Raw genomic sequence first — 16,330 nt, 5'->3', positions numbered from 1 at the left:
CGATCGATGCCATTCACGCCTCCCGCTGAATTCACCACTCGCCCGACCCTCGAAGGTCACTTCGGCATGGCCGCCTCGACGCATTGGCTCGCCACCGCCGCGTCACAGGCTGTACTCGAGCGAGGTGGGAACGCGTTCGATGCCGCGGTGGCGGGTGCCTTTCTGCTTCATGTCGTCGAACCGCATCTCAACGGCCCTGCCGGAGACATGACCGGAATCTTCGCGACCGCCGCGGATCCCGGTGCTCCGCAGGTCATGATGGGCCAGGGGCCAGCTCCTGCGGCGGCCACGATCGAGCACTACCGCGGCGAGGGGCTCGACATGGTCCCCGGTGCCGGTGCGCTTGCGGCAGCAGTTCCCGGCGCAGTCGATTCCTGGCTCAACCTGCTCGAACACCATGGCACCTGGGAACTGGCCGAGGCCCTCGAGTTCGCGATCGACTATGCCGACAACGGTCATCCGATCCTCGAGCGAGCGGCGGGCACCATCGCCAAGGTCCGCGAACTCTTCACCGAGCACTGGCCGACATCGGCGGCCCTGTGGATGCCCCGAGGAGAGGTCCCCGAGGCCGGCGAAACGGTGTGCAATCACGCCTATGCTGATGTGCTGCGCAGACTCATCGCTGCCGGTGAGGCAGCGGATTCGCGGGAAGAGCGGATCCGTGCGGCACGACGGGAGTGGAAGTCCGGCTTCGTCGCCGAGGCGATTGCGGAGTTCATCGTCACCCCGCACCGCCATTCGACGGGCGGCGATCATGCGGGAGTCATGACGGTCGAGGACATCGCCGGCTTCGATGCCCACTTCGAACCGCCGGTGACCATCGAGTTCCGGGGATTCGAGATCGCGAAGATCGGTGCGTGGGGCCAAGGTCCTGTGCTGCTCCAGGCGCTGAAGATCCTCGACGGCTTCGATGACGAGCGCCTCGACCCGTCGAACGAACTCGGAGCGCACACGATCCTCGAAGCGCTCAAGCTGGCGATGGCTGACCGTGATACCTATTACGGCGACGGCGATGTCGACCTCGACTGGCTGCTCAGCGACGAGTACGCCGCATCTCGTCGGAGGCTCATCACCGATGTCGCATCACCCGAGTTCCGGCCCGGCGAGACCCGGGCAGGCCAGCGCTCGGCGTTCACGCCTCCGCTCCTCCTCGAAGGCGCCGATCGCGAAGAGCTCATCAGAGCAGGCATCGGTGAGCCCACGGTGCAGAAGAACGGTGTGAACAACGGAGACACCTGCCACATCGACGTCGTCGACCGATGGGGCAACATGATCTCGGCGACACCGTCGGGCGGCTGGCTGCAGTCCTCACCGACCATCCCGCAGCTCGGATTCTGCCTCGGAACCCGTCTGCAGATGACGTGGCTCGATGAGAAGGCGCCATCGGCGCTGGCGCCCGGCAAGCGCCCGCGGACGACTCTGACCCCGACGCTGATCTCGAAGGACGGCGATCCTGTCATCGCACTCGGATCTCCGGGCGGCGACCAGCAGGAACAGTGGCAGCTTCTCCTGATCCTGCGTCTGCTCGTCGGCGGCTACGAAGCGCAGCAGGCCATTGACGCACCGGCCCTGCACACCACATCGTTGGCGGCCTCATTCTGGCCGCGCACCTGGGTCCCGGGTGGCGCCGTGGTCGAGGACCGCCTCGGCGAGGATGTCATCAACGGGTTGATCGCCCGTGGACACGTTGTGACACGGGCGGGGGACTGGGAGTTGGGGCGGCTGTCCTGCGTGACCCGCGATCCCGGGACCGGACGAATCACTGCTGGAGCGAATCCGCGTGGCGCACAGGGATACGCGGCGGGCAGATAGGGCGGCCGCGAGGTGAGGTCCTGCAGCTGCCGCGGGCCTGAGACGATGGTGATGTGTTGGACTGCAGAAGGACAGAGCGATGAGTACCGCGGAATGGGGCAGAGTCGATGGCTGAGGATACGAGTCACAGTCGTGCGGATGCCTCCGGGGTCTCGAGCAGTCTTGCCGTCGGGGCGCAGATCCGCAGCGACATCATCAGGGGAGTGCACTCTCCCGGTGCCAAACTTCGGGAAGTGGCGTTGGCCAAGCAATACGCGGTCTCGCGGATCCCGATCCGGGAGGCGCTGCGCGCGTTGGAGGCCGAGGGGCTCGTCGAATCCCGCGCCTACAGCGGTTCGATGGTCGCGCCCTCACCGGTCGAGGACGCCGACGACCTGTTCGAGATCCGCATCGTGCTCGAGGCTGCGACCGCCAAGCGTGCGGCGAGACGAGTGGCCGAACTCGGAGCCGAGGACGCGCCGGACAACCAGTGGCAGCGGCTGCGTGAGGAGATCGATGAGATCCTCGCAACCGGCGATATCGTCATCCGGCAACAGCGCTTTGACGACCTCGCCGCACTGAATACGCGGTTCCACTTCGCCGTCGCGGGCCTCAGCGGCAGTCTGTCCCTCATCAGCCTTCTGCGTCAGATCTCGGGCAAGATCGAGTGGCTGTATTCTCTCAACCTCATGCGCCGAGGGCCTCAGGCCTGGCCCGAACACCGGGAGATCATCGCGGCCATCGACGCCGGCCAGGAGGAGAAGGCGGCCGAGGTCATGGCACGCCACGTCCGCCGCAGTCGGGATTCCTACTTCGCCATGATGTCCGAACTCCCCAGCGCTACCTGACGGCGGCGCAGCAACTTCGCGCGAGGTTGCTGCGCCGCCGTCAGGTGGCAATTGGGTCAGGATTCGCCAAGAAGCCTGTCGAGCTTGTTGTAGCCCTCGACAATGCCGTGCTCCATGCCCGAGGCGACCATGCCGTCACGGGACTCGAGTGAATCGAAGACCGACGTCGCGGTCAGTCGCGTCCGCTCGTCGCCGAGGTCGGTCAGAGTGAGGATCTCGAGGTTGACCGCATCCGGGAAGCCTTCGAAGGTGAAGGTCTGGACGATGCGTTCGTTCTCCCGCACCTCGTGGAACGAGCCGAAGAACGCGTACTCGCCGCGATCATCGGTCGACACGTAGCTCCAGTTTCCGCCCGTACGAGGATTCCATTCGCGGATCGTGTTCGTGATCGTGTCCGGCCCGCACCACTGGACGAAGAGCTCGGGGTCGATATGGGCCCGGAACACCTGATCCGGGGTGGCCGCGAAATCGCGGGTGATCGACACGGTCTGCACCCCCTCGGGGACGTCGAGCTTGAGCGTCGAATAGTCGGCTGCGGTGTCGCTGGTGGTCGTCATGTCATGCTCCTTTGCGTGATTTTCCGTGGGATGAAGTGTCCTCGGACCGCTTCGCCGAGGCGGCGCTCGCATCCGAGTCGCGCGTTGCCTCGTCCGCGTCCATCTGTGCGAGGACGGCATCGAGACGTTGATAGCGGTCTTCTGCCTGCTGGCGGTATCTTTCGATCCACTTCGTCATCAGATCGAACACGTTGTCTTCGAGGTGGACCGGTCTGCGCTGGGCTTCACGGGTGCGGGAGACCAGTCCGGAGTCCTCGAGCACCTTGAGATGTTTCGACACGGCCTGCACGCTCATGTCGTAGGGTTCGGCGAGCTCATTCACCGTCGCGTTCGCAACACTGAGCCGTGCCACCATGTCCCGCCGAGTCGGGTCGGCCAGCGCTGCAAAGATCTTGGACAGCTGATCGGCCATGGAACCCCCGTGCATCGACGTCGAAATCAGTATTCAACCAAGTGGTTGATTTAAGGGTACCGCCGTCCGGCACAGTATTCAACCGTTTCATTGAATAAGGAATCGGTTGCCGCGGGTTCCCGCTGTCACCTGGACTGATGCAGTCAACGGTGGGGCCGCCTCGGTGGTCGTCGACTGATTTCGTACCGAAGATTTCCCGCGGGTATTGAACCTTCCGGCGAAGTCTGTCGTATTGTCACAATAGCGGCGAGCCGGAAACGCATCTGCCGGATGTGCGGCCGGGTTCGTCGGCGGTCGTACTGACAAGGATGTCTGGAGAAGATGATGCCCACCCTGCGACAGCAGCTGTTTCGGATCAAACCGGTGCCTCGGCAGAAGGAAGATGTCGAGACCGACCTCAAGCGCACGATCGGACTGTTCTCACTGACGATGGTCGGCGTCGGCTCGACGATCGGCACCGGCATCTTCTTCATCCTCTCCGAATCCGTGCCCGTGGCGGGGCCGGCCGTGATCTGGTCGTTCGTCATCGCCGGAGTCGTCGCCGGCCTCGCCGTCATCTGCTACGCCGAGCTCGCCGGGTCCGTTCCCGTCTCCGGATCCTCCTACTCCTATGCCTATGCGACGCTGGGCGAACTGCCGGCGATGGGCGTGGCCGCCTGTCTGCTCCTCGAATACGGCGTCGCCGGAGCCGCCGTCGCCGTCGGCTGGTCGCAGTACGTCAACCAGCTGCTGTTCAATCTCTTCGGCTTCCAGATCCCGCACGCTCTGGCCTACGCGCCCGAGGAGGGCGGCATCGTCAACCTCCCGGCGATCCTCCTGCTCGCGATGTGCTGCTTCCTGCTGGTCCGCGGCACCGGCGAATCCATCGTCGTCAACGCGATCATGGTGTGCCTGAAGATCGGCGTCCTCATCTTCTTCGTCTGCGTCGGCGTCACCGGTTGGAACACTGACAACTTCTCCGACTTCGCTCCCTTCGGCATCTCCGGGGTCGTCGCCGGGTCCGGACTGATCTTCTTCAGCTACGTCGGCATGGACGCCGTCGCCACGGCCGGAGATGAGACGAAGAACCCGAAGAAGACGATGCCCCGGGCCCTCATCTCCGCTCTCATCATCGTCACCAGCGTCTACGTCCTCGTCGCCGTCGCCGCCCTCTCCGCCCAGCCGTGGGAGAAGTTCGAGGGCCAGACGGCAGGCCTGTCGGCCATCCTCGAGGGCATCGTCGGTTCCCAATGGCCGGGCACCGTCGTCGCCGCCGGTGCAGTGATCTCGATCTTCTCCGTCACTCTCGTGTCGATCTACGGCCAATCGCGGATCCTGTTCACGATGGCCGGCGACGGCATGATGCCCAAGCTCTTCCGTGAGGTCAATCCCCGCACCCTCACCCCGGTCAAGGGCACGATCGTCGTCACCGTCGTCATCGCGATCCTCGCCGGGTTCATCCCGCTCAACTTCCTTGCTGAGATGACCTCGATCGGCACCCTCGTCGCCTTCGTCGTCGTGTCCCTGGCCGTGATCATCCTCCGCGTGCGCGAACCCAACCTCGAACGCGGTTTCAAGGTCCCGTTCTATCCAGTGCTGCCGGTGCTCTCGATCATCGGCTGCTTCTGGATCATCTCGAGCCTGCAGCTGATCACCATCGTCGTCTTCGTCATCTGGACCGGACTCATCCTCTGCCTCTACCTCATCTTCGGCCGCAAATCCTCCGTCCTCGGTCGTCAGCTCGCCGAGGCGGGACCCGCCACCTCTGACTCCGCAGGAGGAGACAAATGAGCATCGTTGTCGGCATCGCCCCAGGTCAGGACAATCGCGCGGCGGTCGAGCTCGGCATCGTCCTCGCCCGCACCTACGGTCACCGGATCGTTGCAACCGCGATCAACTCCGCCGCCTTCCCGATGGCGCCCGTGCACTTCGAGGGACAGTACGAGAAGAAATACCGCAAGATCGCCGAGGCGGCCCTCGACGAGGCGCGAGCGCTCATTCCCGGCGACATCGAGTCCGAGGTCGTCCTCCACACCGCGCGGTCATCCCGGCGTGGTCTGCTCGAGATGTGTGAGACGGCCGATGCGTACCGGCTCGTCATCGGCCCCTCCGCCGACGGTGAGCCCGGCCGGATCGGTCTCGGCTCGGTGTCGAATGGGCTGCTCCACAGTGCCCGACTGCCGGTGGCGCTGGCTCCGGCGGACTTCCGTGCCCCGGAGGGGGCGCGGCTGGAGCGGATCACGGCCGCGTATTCCGGGTCGACCACCTCGGCGAATCTCATCCTCGGTGCCGCGATGGTCTCCGCGCAGTCGGATGTGCCTTTCCGCATCGCCTCCTTCGCTCCGCGCTCGCGGGTGGTCGCGACCGCCGGGGTCGGCTTCGATATGGAGTCGAGTGTCGTCGACGAGTGGACGAAGGTCGTCCGGCGCGACACCGACAGGATCCTGTGTTCGATCGATCAGCTGCACATCAAGCCTGGTGAGACCGATGTCGTTGTGGGCACTGGCCGGGATTGGGCTGCGGCGCTGACCGCCGTCGAGTGGAAGCATCCGGAGCTGATGATGCTCGGGTCGTCCGGGCTGGGCGCGCTCAAACGGGTGTCTTTGGGCAGCCATGCGATGCGGATCCTGCAGAACTCCCCGGTGCCGATCGTCGTCGTGCCCCGCCGCGCGAAGGCCGACTACATCCGCCAGCAGACCGTCTGAGGGCTGCATTCGCAGCGGCACGGCGCCGAGGGTGTCCAATACTTGAACGGTTCCAATGTAGCGCGTCCGGTTTCGTTAGCGTGGCCGCAGGTCACAATGACGTGGCCGACACAGAGTAGAGAGGAACCGCATGGAACTGCTGCGCCTGGGACCGATCGGCCACGAGATTCCGGTGGTCGGCAGCGACGGAGTCTGCTTCGACCTCCGCCCACTGACTGACGACATCGACCCGAACTTCTTCGCCTCCGACGGCATCGAACGCGTCCGCGCCGCGCTCGACTCCGGTGAGCTCGCACCGTTGGCCGGTGCCGAGGAGATGCGCATCGGCGCACCTCTGACCAAGCCATCGTCCATCGTGTGCGTCGGCATGAACTACGCCGCGCACGCCCGAGAGGCCGGCGCCGAGCCGCCCGAGCGTCCCGTCATCTTCTTCAAGATGCCCTCGACGATCTCCGGGCCCAATGACCCCATCGAGCTCCCACTGTATGCGAAGAAGGCCGACTGGGAGGTCGAACTGGGGGTCGTCATCGGTTCCCGGGCCTTCCGGGTCGCCTCGGCGGAGGAGGCCTATTCCCACGTGGCCGGCTACGTGCTCGCCAACGATCTGTCCGAGCGTCGCCTGCAGATCGAGGAATCCGGCGGTCAGTGGTCGAAGGGGAAGAACCTGCCCGGCTTCACTCCGCTCGGTCCATGGATCAGGCCCGCCACCGAGGTGGACCCCGGGGACCTGCGACTGCGCAGCTGGGTCAACGGCGAGGCGAGGCAGGATTCGACGACTGCCGACCTCATCTTCTCCGTCGGGGACATCATCCACCAGCTCAGCCAGGCGATGGTCTTCGAGCCCGGTGACCTCATCCTCACCGGCACTCCGCAGGGCGTGGCGATGTCCGGACAGTACCCGTTCCTGGCCGATGGAGACACGGTCGAGCTTGAGCTCGAAGGTCTCGGTCGGCACCGTCAGGTCGTGACCGTCACGGGCTGAGCCTCAGTCTGCCCAGTCTTCCCAGTCCTCGGGAAGATCGTCCCAGTACGTGTCGCGGTCGGCGACGGTGCGCTGCCGCCTCCGCGAGATGAGGTATCTCGGGTCGCCGAGGACGACTTGGGGTTCATCGAGCTCGAAACCGGCGGCGCGCAACATCTTCTCGGCATGCGCCTTCGGCGAGGTCGAGACGCCGAGGTGGCGCTGCAGCTCTCCAATCGTCATGTCGCTCTCGCTGCCCCATTGGCTCGAGAAGAGGTTGTTGTCCTTCCCGACGATCCAGAACAGTGCCGCGAGCAGACTCCGGTCGGCGATGCGACGGCGGAAGATCGCGGGGTCGCCTCGTCCGATCGTTGTGAGGAACCGCAGTGCGGCCGTCGCGAGCTCCGGCTCGTCGAACACCTCGTCCGCGATCCGCCAGATCTCCGGCACCAACGAGTTGAGGCGGTCGACAACGTCTTCGGCCACGCCGCCAGTGTCGAGGCCTTCGGCGGGCAGCGGCTCCTCGGTCAGTGCCTTCAGAGCCTCGATGCCGCCGACCGCTTCGGCTCCGCTGCCGACGAAGATCTCGGCCAGCTTCGAAGCGTGATCGCTGAGGAAGGACTCGTCTGCGATCACGTCGTCGAAGTCCGAGGAGAAGATTGAGTCGTCGTTGTCTCTGCCGGTGAGGAGCCGTGTGAAGAGGTCCATCGTGCTTTCGCCGCCGAGGTGGTCCCCGCGGACTCGGGCCGTGTATTCCTCTCGGTTGTCCTCGATCGCGGTAAGAGCATTGTCCGTGAAAGAGCGATCGACTCCGCTGCGATCGTTGGCATAGCGGACGAGCGCGGCCAGGGCGCTCGGCATGGTGAGCAGATTGTCCTCGGGCGCCATCACTTTGCGCGGGTAGAGGTCGCACATGAGACGCTCGACGAAAGTGCCTGACCACCTCAGCGGATCATTGTTGCCGTAGTTGCATTGGAAGTCGAAGAGCAGGTGGGCGTGCTCGATCTCCTCTTCGGTCAGTTCTTCAGCGAAGCGTGAGGCGCGGAAGTCCTTGACGAGTTCATCGATCTCCTCCGGTTCCCACATTCTGATCTCGTAACCGGTGCCGCTGTCGGGAAGCTTCCGCAGCATCCATTCGAGCAGCGGTCGGGTGCCCGGCCAGCTTTCGGTCTCAATCGGTGGAAGCATGTGGGTGCTCATCTCCAGGGCCTCACTCAGCCTGGCGGCGGCATCGGGCAGGCTGAGGGTGACGACGTCGACGGGTGCCGGAAGGTCGGTGCGGCTGAACTCGACAAGACTCGACAGAGGTCCAGCGGCGAGGTAGGCGTCTTCGAGATAGGGTGAGCCGGTGCGATCCACGGCGACAGCCAGAGTGGCTGATCGGCCGGCCGTGGAGATTTCGAGCAGGATCGTCTCTTCGATCTTCACCGGCGACACGAGGGCAGCGGCGCGGAAGGGCCTGATCTCATCGGCGCGGCGGATCCATTCCGGCAGGCGTTTGGTGTTCGGGGTCGGGAGCATTTTGGCGATCCGACGGCCGAAGAGCATATCGTCGAGCATCTGCGCCCAGATCCTCACCAGCGGTTCGGTCTCTTCGGGTGTTGCCTCGAGCATCTGCAGGGCGAGCTCCGAAATCGGGGGCAGCTCTTCTGCCTCCTCGTCATCGTCGTCGTCCGGGCCGAAGGCGGCCAGCATGGTGCTGGCGATGTCGAGCAGCATGACCGGACTCTCGCTGTGGGAGGCCTCCTCGAGCAGGTCGAGAAGCTCGGGCTCGTCAGCGTGAGAGGGATCGAATGAACCGGGTGGAGGAGTCATGGGCTCTACGCTACTGCGTGTGTTCTCTGGCGCACAGTCGTGGGGCGTGGGACTGCGCCGACAGCGTGTATTCGAGATGGCCGGCGCCAGCTTCTGCAGATGGTTGGTGGGGTCGGGCAAGGCCGCAATCGTGGCACCATGGAGAGGATCAGCCACGACGAAGGAGCATCGCAATGAGCACGCGCCGACTTCCCCTCACCGGTGTGCGAGTCCTCGAACTCGGCAACTACATCGCCGCGCCCACAGCAGGCAGGATGCTCGCGGACTTCGGCGCCGAGGTGATCAAGGTCGAACGCCCGGAGACCGGTGACGAGCTGCGCAATTGGCGCCTCAAGGCCGGCACCACCTCGATGCTCTACCGCACGATCAACCGCAACAAGAAGTCCGTCGTCCTCGACCTGCGCAGCGAGGAGGGGCGGACCGCTGCTCTCGAGCTCGTCCGCCGCTCGGACATCGTGTTGGAGAACTTCCGACCCGGCACGCTCGAGAAGTGGGGGCTCGGACCGGACGTCCTCGAAGAGGCCAATGCCGACCTTGTACTCGTGCGCATCTCCGCGTTCGGGCAGACCGGCCCGATGTCGGCCCGTCCCGGCTTCGCCGCCGTGGCCGAAGGCTACTCGGGCTTCCGCGAGCTCGTCGGCGACCCCGACCGCCCGCCCGTGCGGGTGGGGATCTCCATCGGCGATTCGATCGCCGGCATGCAGGCGGCCTTCGGCGCGGTGATGATGCTCTTCGACCGTCAGCGGCAGAAGATCGCCGGAGCCGCCGAGGCGGTCGTCGGCTCCGCACACAGCTTCGAAGGGGAGGGCCCGCTGTCGGAGCGGACCGTCGACGTCGCGCTCAATGAGGCGATGTTCTCCGTGATGGAATCGCTGGTCCCCGACTATTCGGCCTTCGGTGAGGTCCGCACCCGCACCGGGGGTCGGATGGAGGGCATCGCGCCCTCGAACGGCTACCTCTGCGCCGGTGGGAAGTCCGTCGTCATCGCCGGTAACGGGGACGGAATCTTCACCAGGCTGATGACCGCGATCGAGCGGCCCGACCTCGCCGAGGATGCCGAACTGCAGACGAACGCCGGACGGTGGGACCGGCGCGAGGAGCTCGATGAGGCGATCGGGGCCTGGTGCGCCGAACGCTCGGTCGAAGACGTCATCGAGACCCTCGAGGACGCCGGGGTGCCGGCCGGACCGATCTACACCGCCGAGGATCTCGTCGCCGATGAGCAGCTGGCCGCCCGCGGCATGATCCAGAGCCTCGATGTCTCCACCGGCGAAGAGGTCCTCGAGAACGTCGCCTTCCCCGGCATCACCCCAGTCGTCGGTGGCGAATCGGTCGCCATCGACCACCTCGGTCCGGATCTGGGTGAGCACACCGACGAGGTGCTGCGATGGCTGGGACTGGCCGAGCCTGGGAGCGCTCGAGGCGCCGAGACCGGCAAGGGCTCCGAAGCTGGCGAAGGCTGAGCGGATGGCGACGACTCCGAGCGGTGACCTGCCCGCGCTGAGCATTCGGCCCGCGTATGGCGCCGTCGAATATCCGGCGCTCACGAGGATCTGGCGCAGTGCCGTCGATGCCACGCACGACTTTCTCGCTGCAGTCGACCGCAGGGAGATCGAGAGCCAGTTGCAGTCGGACTATTTCCCGGCCGTCACACTCTCGGTCGCCGAGGTCGGTGCTCGCCCAGTGGGGTTTTCGGGAGTTTTCGACGGCAACCTTGAGATGCTCTTCGTCGATGCCACCCGGCGATCTGGCGGAATCGGCTCCGCACTTCTGACCCACGCGATCGGAGAACTCGCTGTGAACCGTGTCGACGTCAATGAGCAGAACGAGGCGGCACCTGGCTTCTATATCCACCACGGATTCGATGTCGTCGGCCGCAGCGAGACCGATGAGGCGGGGCGGCCGTACCCACTGTTGCACATGAGGTTGAGGGATGAGTCCTAACTGTGTTCGGCGACAAGCGGTCGTCGGTAGTGGAGCACCTCGACTTCGACCTGTGAAGGGGCCCGATCGACGTCTCTGCCGATGAGAGCGAAGCCTGAGCGCTCGAGGTTTCTCTGCGAGGCTTCGTTTTCCGGTGCGGTGCGAGCTCGAAGTTCTTTCAGGCCGCACATTTCGGCCCATTCGGATGCAAGGTCGAGAGCTCCCCGAGCATGAGAGTATCCTCTCGCGTCTGGATGCAGCCAGAAGCCCACCTCGGCGGAGAAGTCTGTGATGTCGAATACGACGAGGCTGCCGAGGAACCGATCGTCAGGGTCGACGATGCTCAGCAACGCCAGGCTGCCGTCCTTGAAGCCGGAGACGGCAACGGTCTGTGCCAATCGTTCGACCGATTCGACTGTGTAGACAGGTTCCGGGAGGTGCCCGAACTCTCTGACGAGTCCGTCGCGCGTGCCTTCGGCGAACCTGGGTGCGTCCTGCGGCTGCAGGGCCCGAAGCGTTCTCTTTTCATCAGTGACCGGCAGTAGCTGGGAATCAATCATATGATTAAACTAACATTGATCGCTTAAGAGGAGAAATGATGAATTATTGGTCGACTGCACGGCCCGTGCGCCGCAATCGCGCGGTCAGCCCCGAAATGATCGCGCGCAGTGCCGCTGCTCTTCTGGATGAGGAAGGATATGGGAACGTCTCACTCCGCTTGCTCGCTGACCGTTTGGGCGCAGCGCCTGCGAGCCTATATTCGAGAATCAGCAGTCTCTCAGATGCTCATGACCTGGCCCTCGACTACGTGCTTTCGGTTGATCGAGTAGTGCAGCGGGCGGTGAGTGACGGCGGCGTCATCGACATTCTTCTCGGCCTGTACCGGCATCTGCTCTCCCACCCGTGGGCGATCCAAATCCTGGCTGCCAGGCCTCCCCGTGGGCCCTTTTATCTCGAGGCTTCAGAAGCACTGCTGATGAGACTGCAGCAGACAGGTATCGCAAACCCGCTTGCGAGTGGATATGCGGCCACCAATCTCGTGATCGGAAGTGCTCTCACGCAACAGGCCGCGGATCGGGAGCCGCGAGAATTCGTCGACGGGCAAGTGGCGCCGATGTACAAGTCGCTGCATTTCACAGCCGAACTCCACCCAGAAACGGTGTTGCGTGACACGTTGACCTGTCTCCTCGGGGCGATGGGCGGCACACCAGCGGAAGAGTGATGCTGCGTGCCGCGCGAGCGTATTTCCCAGTAAACGGGACAATCAGCCGCCAATTCGCCTTGACCTCTCACATGCCGAACAATGTCTGTTCCGCGCGCTGAGCGCGATGTATAACGAAGGTGACGCCGCACACCGGAGCGCGGCGACGATTCGTTTCCCGTTGTCCGGGAGCCGGCGAAAAGGAGTCCCATGGCCAGGCCGACCACCGTCGACATCCTCGACACCACCCTGCGCGACGGTCTGCAGATCGAGAAGGCGATCGTCCCCACCGACGTCAAGGTCGCTCTGGCGAAGAAGTTCATCGCCGCAGGACTGACCCAGATCGAAGTCGGTTCCTTCGTCAACCCGAAGAAGGTCCCGCAGATGGCCGACACCGACGAACTCCTGCGCCGCCTGGCTCCGTACGAGGCCGATGGTGTTGAGTTCTACGCCCTCGTGTTCAACCTCAAGGGAGCTCAGCGGGCCGTCGATGCCGGGGCGAAGAACATCAAACTCGTCCTCTCCGCCTCTGAAGGCCATTCGAAGGCGAACTCCGACGCCTCCATCGCCGAGGCTTCCGACCGTCTCATGGACGCCGCCGTCTACGCCCGTGACCAGGGGCTGCGCTTCGACATCACGACGGCCGTGAGCTTCATCTGCCCCTTCGACGGCATCACCGAGCCCGACCACCTCGTCGAGGTACTCCGCCCGTTCGTCGACGCCGGGTCCCACGGAATCGGAGTCGCCGACACCATCGGCAACGCCAGTCCCTCGCTCGTGCGGCGGAACACTGCGGCCGTGCTCGCGGCCTTCCCCGACAAACCGGTCAACCTCCACCTCCACGACACGTACAACTTCGGCATGGCCAATGTCATCGCCGCCCTCGACCTCGGCATCGCGCACTTCGATGCGGCCATGGGCGGACTCGGCGGCTGTCCCTTCGCCCCGGGTGCGGCCGGCAACATCGGCACCGACGACCTCGTCCACCTCCTCCACCGCGAGGGTGTGGCCACCGGCATCGATGTCGAAGCCCTCGCCGAGGTCCGGGAACCGCTCATCGCCGCCGTCGGACACCCGCTGACGTCGAGCCTGTCGGACATCCCCGCAGTGCCCGCAGCCTTCGACGGCCGCTTCGCCCCCGCCTCGGTGAGGGATTGAGATGAGCACCGAGGCGACCGACACCGCGACCGATTCCGCGACTGGAACCGCGGATCACGCGCGGGCGACCGAACCGCTGCCGCTCGAAGGCATCCGCGTCATCGAGTTCTCGCACATGGTCATGGGGCCGAGCTGCGGGATGATCCTGGCCGACCTCGGCGCCGAGGTCATCAAGGTCGAGCCCCGCGGGGCCGGCGACAAGACCCGCTACCTGCCCGGCTCCGGCTCCGGACTGTTCCCCGCGTTCAACCGCAACAAGCACAGCGTGCAGCTCGATATCGCCGAGGCGGCCGACCGTGACCGTGTCCTCGACCTCATCGATTCCGCCGACGTCCTGCTCGAGAACTTCCGTGTCGGGAAGATGGAGTCGATGGGGTACGGATACGAGGAGCTCTCCGCCCGCAACCCGCGCCTCATCTACTGCTCGCTCAAGGGATTCCTGTCGGGGCCGTACGGCAACCGGGCGGCGCTCGACGAGGTCGTGCAGATGCTCGGAGGACTCGCCTATATGACCGGCCCGCCCGGGCAGCCGCTGCGCGCCGGGGCCAGCGTCAACGACATCATGGGCGGAATGTTCGGCGTCATCGGCATCCAGTCGGCCCTGCGGGTCCGCGAGACCACCGGGCGCGGAAAACTCATCAACTCCGCACTGTTCGAGAACAATGCGTTCCTCGTCGGCACCCACATGGCCCAATCCCAGATCAGCGGCGAACCGCCCCGCCCGATGCCGACCAGGCAGGCGACCTGGGCCGTCTACGACATCTTCCGCGATGCCGCGGACAATCAGGTCTTCATCGCCGCGGTCTCCGACGGACAGTGGCGCGACCTCTGCGACGAGTTCGGGCTGACGGGACTGGCCATGGACCCGGACATGCTGACCAACCAGGGGCGGGTCGATCAGCGTGAGCGCATCCACCGCGAACTCCAGGCGGCGCTGTCGCAGCTGAGGCTGACCGAGATCGAGGAGAAATGCACCCGCCGCGGCCTGCCCGTCGCCCCGGTCAACACTCCGGCCGATCTCAATTCCGACCCCCATCTTGTCGCCTCCGGGGCATTGGCACACACCGGGCTGCCGACCGGCAACAGCGTCGATGTGCCGCTGCTACCGCTGACCTTCGACGGTCGCAGGCTCGGTCTGCGCAGCGATGTGCCCGAGCCGGGACACCACAACGCCCATTACCGGGACGGCCCCGCCGTACCGAACGGGCCACCCGATCACACCACCTGACCGCTCCGCCGGACCACAGCACCGGACCATTCGCTCATCAGATCACAGCACCACGAGAACTCAGCACCACGAGAACTCAGCACCACCGGACCATACGGCGATCACCGAACACACAAGGGGACAACTCATGCGATCAACGACGATCACACGCACGGCCACCTCGGCGAAAGCGAACACGACACCCACCGGCAAGCGCGCCGCGAAGATCGGCGCGGTCCTCGCCACGGTCGCCCTCGTCACCACCGCCTGTGGAAACAAGGCGCAGCCCCCGGGCGAAGGCGGGGACTACCCGAAGGGGCCGGTCACGGTCACGGCCCCGGCCGAACCCGGATCCGGCTGGGACACCACCGCCCGCGCGATGGTCGAAGCGCTGCAGAAGGACGACCTCGTCTCCACCCCGCTGCCGGTGCAGAACAAACCCGGCGGCACCGGCTGCTCCTGGCTGACGTCGATGATGCAGCAGGAGAAGGGCAAGGACGACCAGATCGCCGTCACCTCCCTGGCCAGCCAGACGATGAACGCCCGCGGCCTGTGCGAATTCGGCCCCGAGGATGCCACCCTCATCGCCACCCTCTACGTCGAGGACTTCATGGTCGTCACGCCCAAGGGCGGGGACTTCAAGGACCTCGACGCCCTGGTCAAAGCGCTCAAGGACGACCCGCAGAAGGTCACCGTCGCCGCCGCGGGAGACGACACCCTGCCGTTCGCGCTGTTCGCGAAGGAAGCCGGCATCGACCCGGGCGACATCAACTTCGTCAACTACGACGGCGGCGGCGAGCAGACCACGGCCATGCTCAACGGGGATGCGAAGGTCGCGATCGCCGGCATGAGCGAGTTCCGTTCGGTGCTCGAATCAGGAGACATCGAGCCGCTCGTGACCTTCGCCGAGGAGCCCCTGGCCGCGCCCTTCGACACGGTGCCCACCGCCAAGGACTCCGGCTTTGACGTGACCCTGGGCAACTGGCGCGGCATCTACGGACCCGCCGAGATGCCGGACTCGGCCGTGGAGTTCTGGGCCGAGAAGCTCACGGACATGAGCAAGACCGATCCGTGGCAGGAGACGTTGAAGAACAACCAGTGGTCCGAGGAGCTGCTCACCGGCGATGACGCCCAGTCCTATGTCGAAGAGGCGGCGAAGACGGTTGAGGAAGGCGTCAAGGAGACCGACCTGGGCAACAGCAAATGACCGCTCACCGCACCGACCTCATCACTGGCGGCGCGATCGCCGCCATCGGCCTGGTCTACTACATCGCGACGTTCGCCATCCAGGAGACCGCGAACATCGTCACCCCGCGCACCTTCCCCGCGATCGTCGGCATCGCTCTCACCCTCCTCGGCCTCTTCCTCGCCGGGCAGTCCGTGTACCACCACCGGAAGGCCACCCTCGCCGAGGCGGAGCCTGAGTCTGCGAGACCCGAGTCTGCGCGGTCCGGTTCCGCGGGGTCTACCGATGTGGGTGCAGGGTCCGCAGAGTCGGATGAAGGCGGCAGCGGGGTCGTCCTCGAGGCACCGCCGGAGCCGCCGGCGCGGAAGATCGTCTTCCAGTTCGCGCTGTTCTTCGTCTACCTGGCGATCCTCATCCCCGTCGGCTTCCTGCTGTCCACGGCGGCGTTCCTCATGGGACTGACGAGCATCTACGCGCCGGAGAAGTGGATCCGCAACCTCATCTTCTCCCTCGTCTTCGCCGTCGTCGTCTACGCGGCGTTCGTCTACGGACTCGCCGTGTACCTGCCGGTCGGAATCCTGGGTTAA

The 16,330-nt window shown here is 65.2% G+C and carries 16 protein-coding genes; 12 read left to right on the top strand and 4 right to left on the bottom strand.

The window, feature by feature from the left end; genetic code table 11:
- Nucleotides 1–6: 6 nt before the first annotated feature.
- Together ACQE2J_RS18785 and ACQE2J_RS18780 are read left to right on the top strand one after the other, a co-directional pair.
- Nucleotides 7–1,812: a gamma-glutamyltransferase family protein gene (locus ACQE2J_RS18785; RefSeq protein ID WP_135537537.1), complete on the top strand. Its 1,806-nt coding sequence runs from the start codon at nucleotides 7–9 to the stop codon at nucleotides 1,810–1,812.
- A gap of 107 nt (nucleotides 1,813–1,919) precedes the next feature.
- On the top strand, nucleotides 1,920–2,639 hold the full coding sequence (locus ACQE2J_RS18780; protein ID WP_135537536.1) for a GntR family transcriptional regulator: 720 nt from the start codon (nucleotides 1,920–1,922) through the stop codon (nucleotides 2,637–2,639).
- A gap of 56 nt (nucleotides 2,640–2,695) precedes the next feature.
- On the opposite strand, the gene ACQE2J_RS18775 is transcribed toward ACQE2J_RS18780, so the two are convergent.
- Both ACQE2J_RS18775 and ACQE2J_RS18770 read right to left on the bottom strand, forming a co-directional pair.
- Nucleotides 2,696–3,196: an SRPBCC family protein gene (locus tag ACQE2J_RS18775; RefSeq protein WP_135537535.1), complete on the bottom strand. Its 501-nt coding sequence runs from the start codon at nucleotides 3,194–3,196 to the stop codon at nucleotides 2,696–2,698.
- A gap of 1 nt (nucleotide 3,197) precedes the next feature.
- On the bottom strand, nucleotides 3,198–3,608 hold the full coding sequence (locus ACQE2J_RS18770) for an ArsR/SmtB family transcription factor (protein WP_135537534.1): 411 nt from the start codon (nucleotides 3,606–3,608) through the stop codon (nucleotides 3,198–3,200).
- A 324-nt stretch (nucleotides 3,609–3,932) separates the two neighbouring features.
- On the opposite strand from ACQE2J_RS18770, the gene ACQE2J_RS18765 reads away from it, so the two are divergent.
- From ACQE2J_RS18765 to ACQE2J_RS18755, 3 genes are all read left to right on the top strand, one after another.
- Nucleotides 3,933–5,378, top strand: coding sequence for an APC family permease (locus ACQE2J_RS18765; protein WP_135537840.1), 1,446 nt, complete (start codon nucleotides 3,933–3,935; stop codon nucleotides 5,376–5,378).
- Nucleotides 5,375–6,292: a universal stress protein gene (locus tag ACQE2J_RS18760; protein WP_135537533.1), complete on the top strand. Its 918-nt coding sequence runs from the start codon at nucleotides 5,375–5,377 to the stop codon at nucleotides 6,290–6,292. Before ACQE2J_RS18765 ends, ACQE2J_RS18760 begins: the two co-directional genes overlap by 4 nt.
- A gap of 130 nt (nucleotides 6,293–6,422) precedes the next feature.
- Nucleotides 6,423–7,274 carry a fumarylacetoacetate hydrolase family protein gene (locus ACQE2J_RS18755; protein ID WP_426936839.1) on the top strand — a complete coding sequence of 284 codons (852 nt, stop codon included), beginning with the start codon at nucleotides 6,423–6,425 and terminating at the stop codon, nucleotides 7,272–7,274.
- Nucleotides 7,275–7,277: 3 nt separating this feature from the next.
- Here the strand turns inward: ACQE2J_RS18755 and ACQE2J_RS18750 are convergent, their stop codons facing one another.
- Entirely contained in the window at nucleotides 7,278–9,068 is a 1,791-nt protein-coding gene (locus ACQE2J_RS18750; RefSeq protein ID WP_425119204.1) for a hypothetical protein, read from the bottom strand.
- 173 nt (nucleotides 9,069–9,241) lie between these two features.
- Between ACQE2J_RS18750 and ACQE2J_RS18745 the strand changes: the two genes are divergently transcribed.
- Together ACQE2J_RS18745 and ACQE2J_RS18740 are read left to right on the top strand one after the other, a co-directional pair.
- Complete coding sequence (locus tag ACQE2J_RS18745; RefSeq protein ID WP_425119205.1) at nucleotides 9,242–10,531, top strand: CaiB/BaiF CoA transferase family protein; 1,290 nt, start codon at nucleotides 9,242–9,244, stop codon at nucleotides 10,529–10,531.
- Nucleotides 10,532–10,535: 4 nt separating this feature from the next.
- Entirely contained in the window at nucleotides 10,536–11,012 is a 477-nt protein-coding gene (locus ACQE2J_RS18740; protein ID WP_425119206.1) for an acetyltransferase, read from the top strand.
- Here the strand turns inward: ACQE2J_RS18740 and ACQE2J_RS18735 are convergent.
- The gene (locus ACQE2J_RS18735) at nucleotides 11,009–11,551 is read right to left on the bottom strand and encodes a GNAT family N-acetyltransferase (RefSeq protein WP_426936838.1); all 543 of its coding nucleotides are present in this window, start codon (nucleotides 11,549–11,551) and stop codon (nucleotides 11,009–11,011) included. The genes ACQE2J_RS18740 and ACQE2J_RS18735 overlap by 4 nt on opposite strands.
- A 35-nt stretch (nucleotides 11,552–11,586) precedes the next feature.
- On the opposite strand from ACQE2J_RS18735, the gene ACQE2J_RS18730 reads away from it, so the two are divergent.
- The 5 genes from ACQE2J_RS18730 (at nucleotide 11,587) to ACQE2J_RS18710 (ending at nucleotide 16,330) form a co-directional block, all read left to right on the top strand.
- Complete coding sequence (locus tag ACQE2J_RS18730; protein ID WP_425119208.1) at nucleotides 11,587–12,213, top strand: TetR/AcrR family transcriptional regulator; 627 nt, start codon at nucleotides 11,587–11,589, stop codon at nucleotides 12,211–12,213.
- A 189-nt stretch (nucleotides 12,214–12,402) separates the two neighbouring features.
- The gene (locus ACQE2J_RS18725) at nucleotides 12,403–13,350 is read left to right on the top strand and encodes a hydroxymethylglutaryl-CoA lyase (RefSeq protein WP_425119209.1); all 948 of its coding nucleotides are present in this window, start codon (nucleotides 12,403–12,405) and stop codon (nucleotides 13,348–13,350) included.
- A 1-nt stretch (nucleotide 13,351) separates the two neighbouring features.
- On the top strand, nucleotides 13,352–14,578 hold the full coding sequence (locus ACQE2J_RS18720; RefSeq protein WP_425119210.1) for a CaiB/BaiF CoA transferase family protein: 1,227 nt from the start codon (nucleotides 13,352–13,354) through the stop codon (nucleotides 14,576–14,578).
- Nucleotides 14,579–14,705: 127 nt separating this feature from the next.
- Entirely contained in the window at nucleotides 14,706–15,764 is a 1,059-nt protein-coding gene (locus ACQE2J_RS18715; protein ID WP_425119211.1) for a Bug family tripartite tricarboxylate transporter substrate binding protein, read from the top strand.
- Nucleotides 15,761–16,330 carry a tripartite tricarboxylate transporter TctB family protein gene (locus ACQE2J_RS18710; RefSeq protein WP_425119212.1) on the top strand — a complete coding sequence of 190 codons (570 nt, stop codon included), beginning with the start codon at nucleotides 15,761–15,763 and terminating at the stop codon, nucleotides 16,328–16,330. The genes ACQE2J_RS18715 and ACQE2J_RS18710 overlap by 4 nt, the downstream gene beginning before the upstream one ends.

Source organism: Brevibacterium sp. LE-L (assembly GCF_050214925.1).
Classification (GTDB): Bacteria; Actinomycetota; Actinomycetes; order Actinomycetales; family Brevibacteriaceae; genus Brevibacterium.
Note: the sequence above shows the minus strand (reverse complement) of the source record. Positions and strands in the feature narration are given on the sequence as shown.

What these genes read in the sequence shown, in the direction of transcription:
- ACQE2J_RS18785 (WP_135537537.1), top strand. Translation starts at nt 7, where the DNA reads ATGCCATTCACGCCTCCCGCTGAATTCACCACTCGCCCGACCCTCGAA.
- ACQE2J_RS18780 (WP_135537536.1), top strand. Translation starts at nt 1,920, where the DNA reads ATGGCTGAGGATACGAGTCACAGTCGTGCGGATGCCTCCGGGGTCTCG.
- ACQE2J_RS18775 (WP_135537535.1), bottom strand. Translation starts at nt 3,196, where the DNA reads ATGACGACCACCAGCGACACCGCAGCCGACTATTCGACGCTCAAGCTC.
- ACQE2J_RS18770 (WP_135537534.1), bottom strand. Translation starts at nt 3,608, where the DNA reads ATGGCCGATCAGCTGTCCAAGATCTTTGCAGCGCTGGCCGACCCGACT.
- ACQE2J_RS18765 (WP_135537840.1), top strand. Translation starts at nt 3,933, where the DNA reads ATGCCCACCCTGCGACAGCAGCTGTTTCGGATCAAACCGGTGCCTCGG.
- ACQE2J_RS18760 (WP_135537533.1), top strand. Translation starts at nt 5,375, where the DNA reads ATGAGCATCGTTGTCGGCATCGCCCCAGGTCAGGACAATCGCGCGGCG.
- ACQE2J_RS18755 (WP_426936839.1), top strand. Translation starts at nt 6,423, where the DNA reads ATGGAACTGCTGCGCCTGGGACCGATCGGCCACGAGATTCCGGTGGTC.
- ACQE2J_RS18750 (WP_425119204.1), bottom strand. Translation starts at nt 9,068, where the DNA reads ATGACTCCTCCACCCGGTTCATTCGATCCCTCTCACGCTGACGAGCCC.
- ACQE2J_RS18745 (WP_425119205.1), top strand. Translation starts at nt 9,242, where the DNA reads ATGAGCACGCGCCGACTTCCCCTCACCGGTGTGCGAGTCCTCGAACTC.
- ACQE2J_RS18740 (WP_425119206.1), top strand. Translation starts at nt 10,536, where the DNA reads ATGGCGACGACTCCGAGCGGTGACCTGCCCGCGCTGAGCATTCGGCCC.
- ACQE2J_RS18735 (WP_426936838.1), bottom strand. Translation starts at nt 11,551, where the DNA reads ATGATTGATTCCCAGCTACTGCCGGTCACTGATGAAAAGAGAACGCTT.
- ACQE2J_RS18730 (WP_425119208.1), top strand. Translation starts at nt 11,587, where the DNA reads ATGATGAATTATTGGTCGACTGCACGGCCCGTGCGCCGCAATCGCGCG.
- ACQE2J_RS18725 (WP_425119209.1), top strand. Translation starts at nt 12,403, where the DNA reads ATGGCCAGGCCGACCACCGTCGACATCCTCGACACCACCCTGCGCGAC.
- ACQE2J_RS18720 (WP_425119210.1), top strand. Translation starts at nt 13,352, where the DNA reads ATGAGCACCGAGGCGACCGACACCGCGACCGATTCCGCGACTGGAACC.
- ACQE2J_RS18715 (WP_425119211.1), top strand. Translation starts at nt 14,706, where the DNA reads ATGCGATCAACGACGATCACACGCACGGCCACCTCGGCGAAAGCGAAC.
- ACQE2J_RS18710 (WP_425119212.1), top strand. Translation starts at nt 15,761, where the DNA reads ATGACCGCTCACCGCACCGACCTCATCACTGGCGGCGCGATCGCCGCC.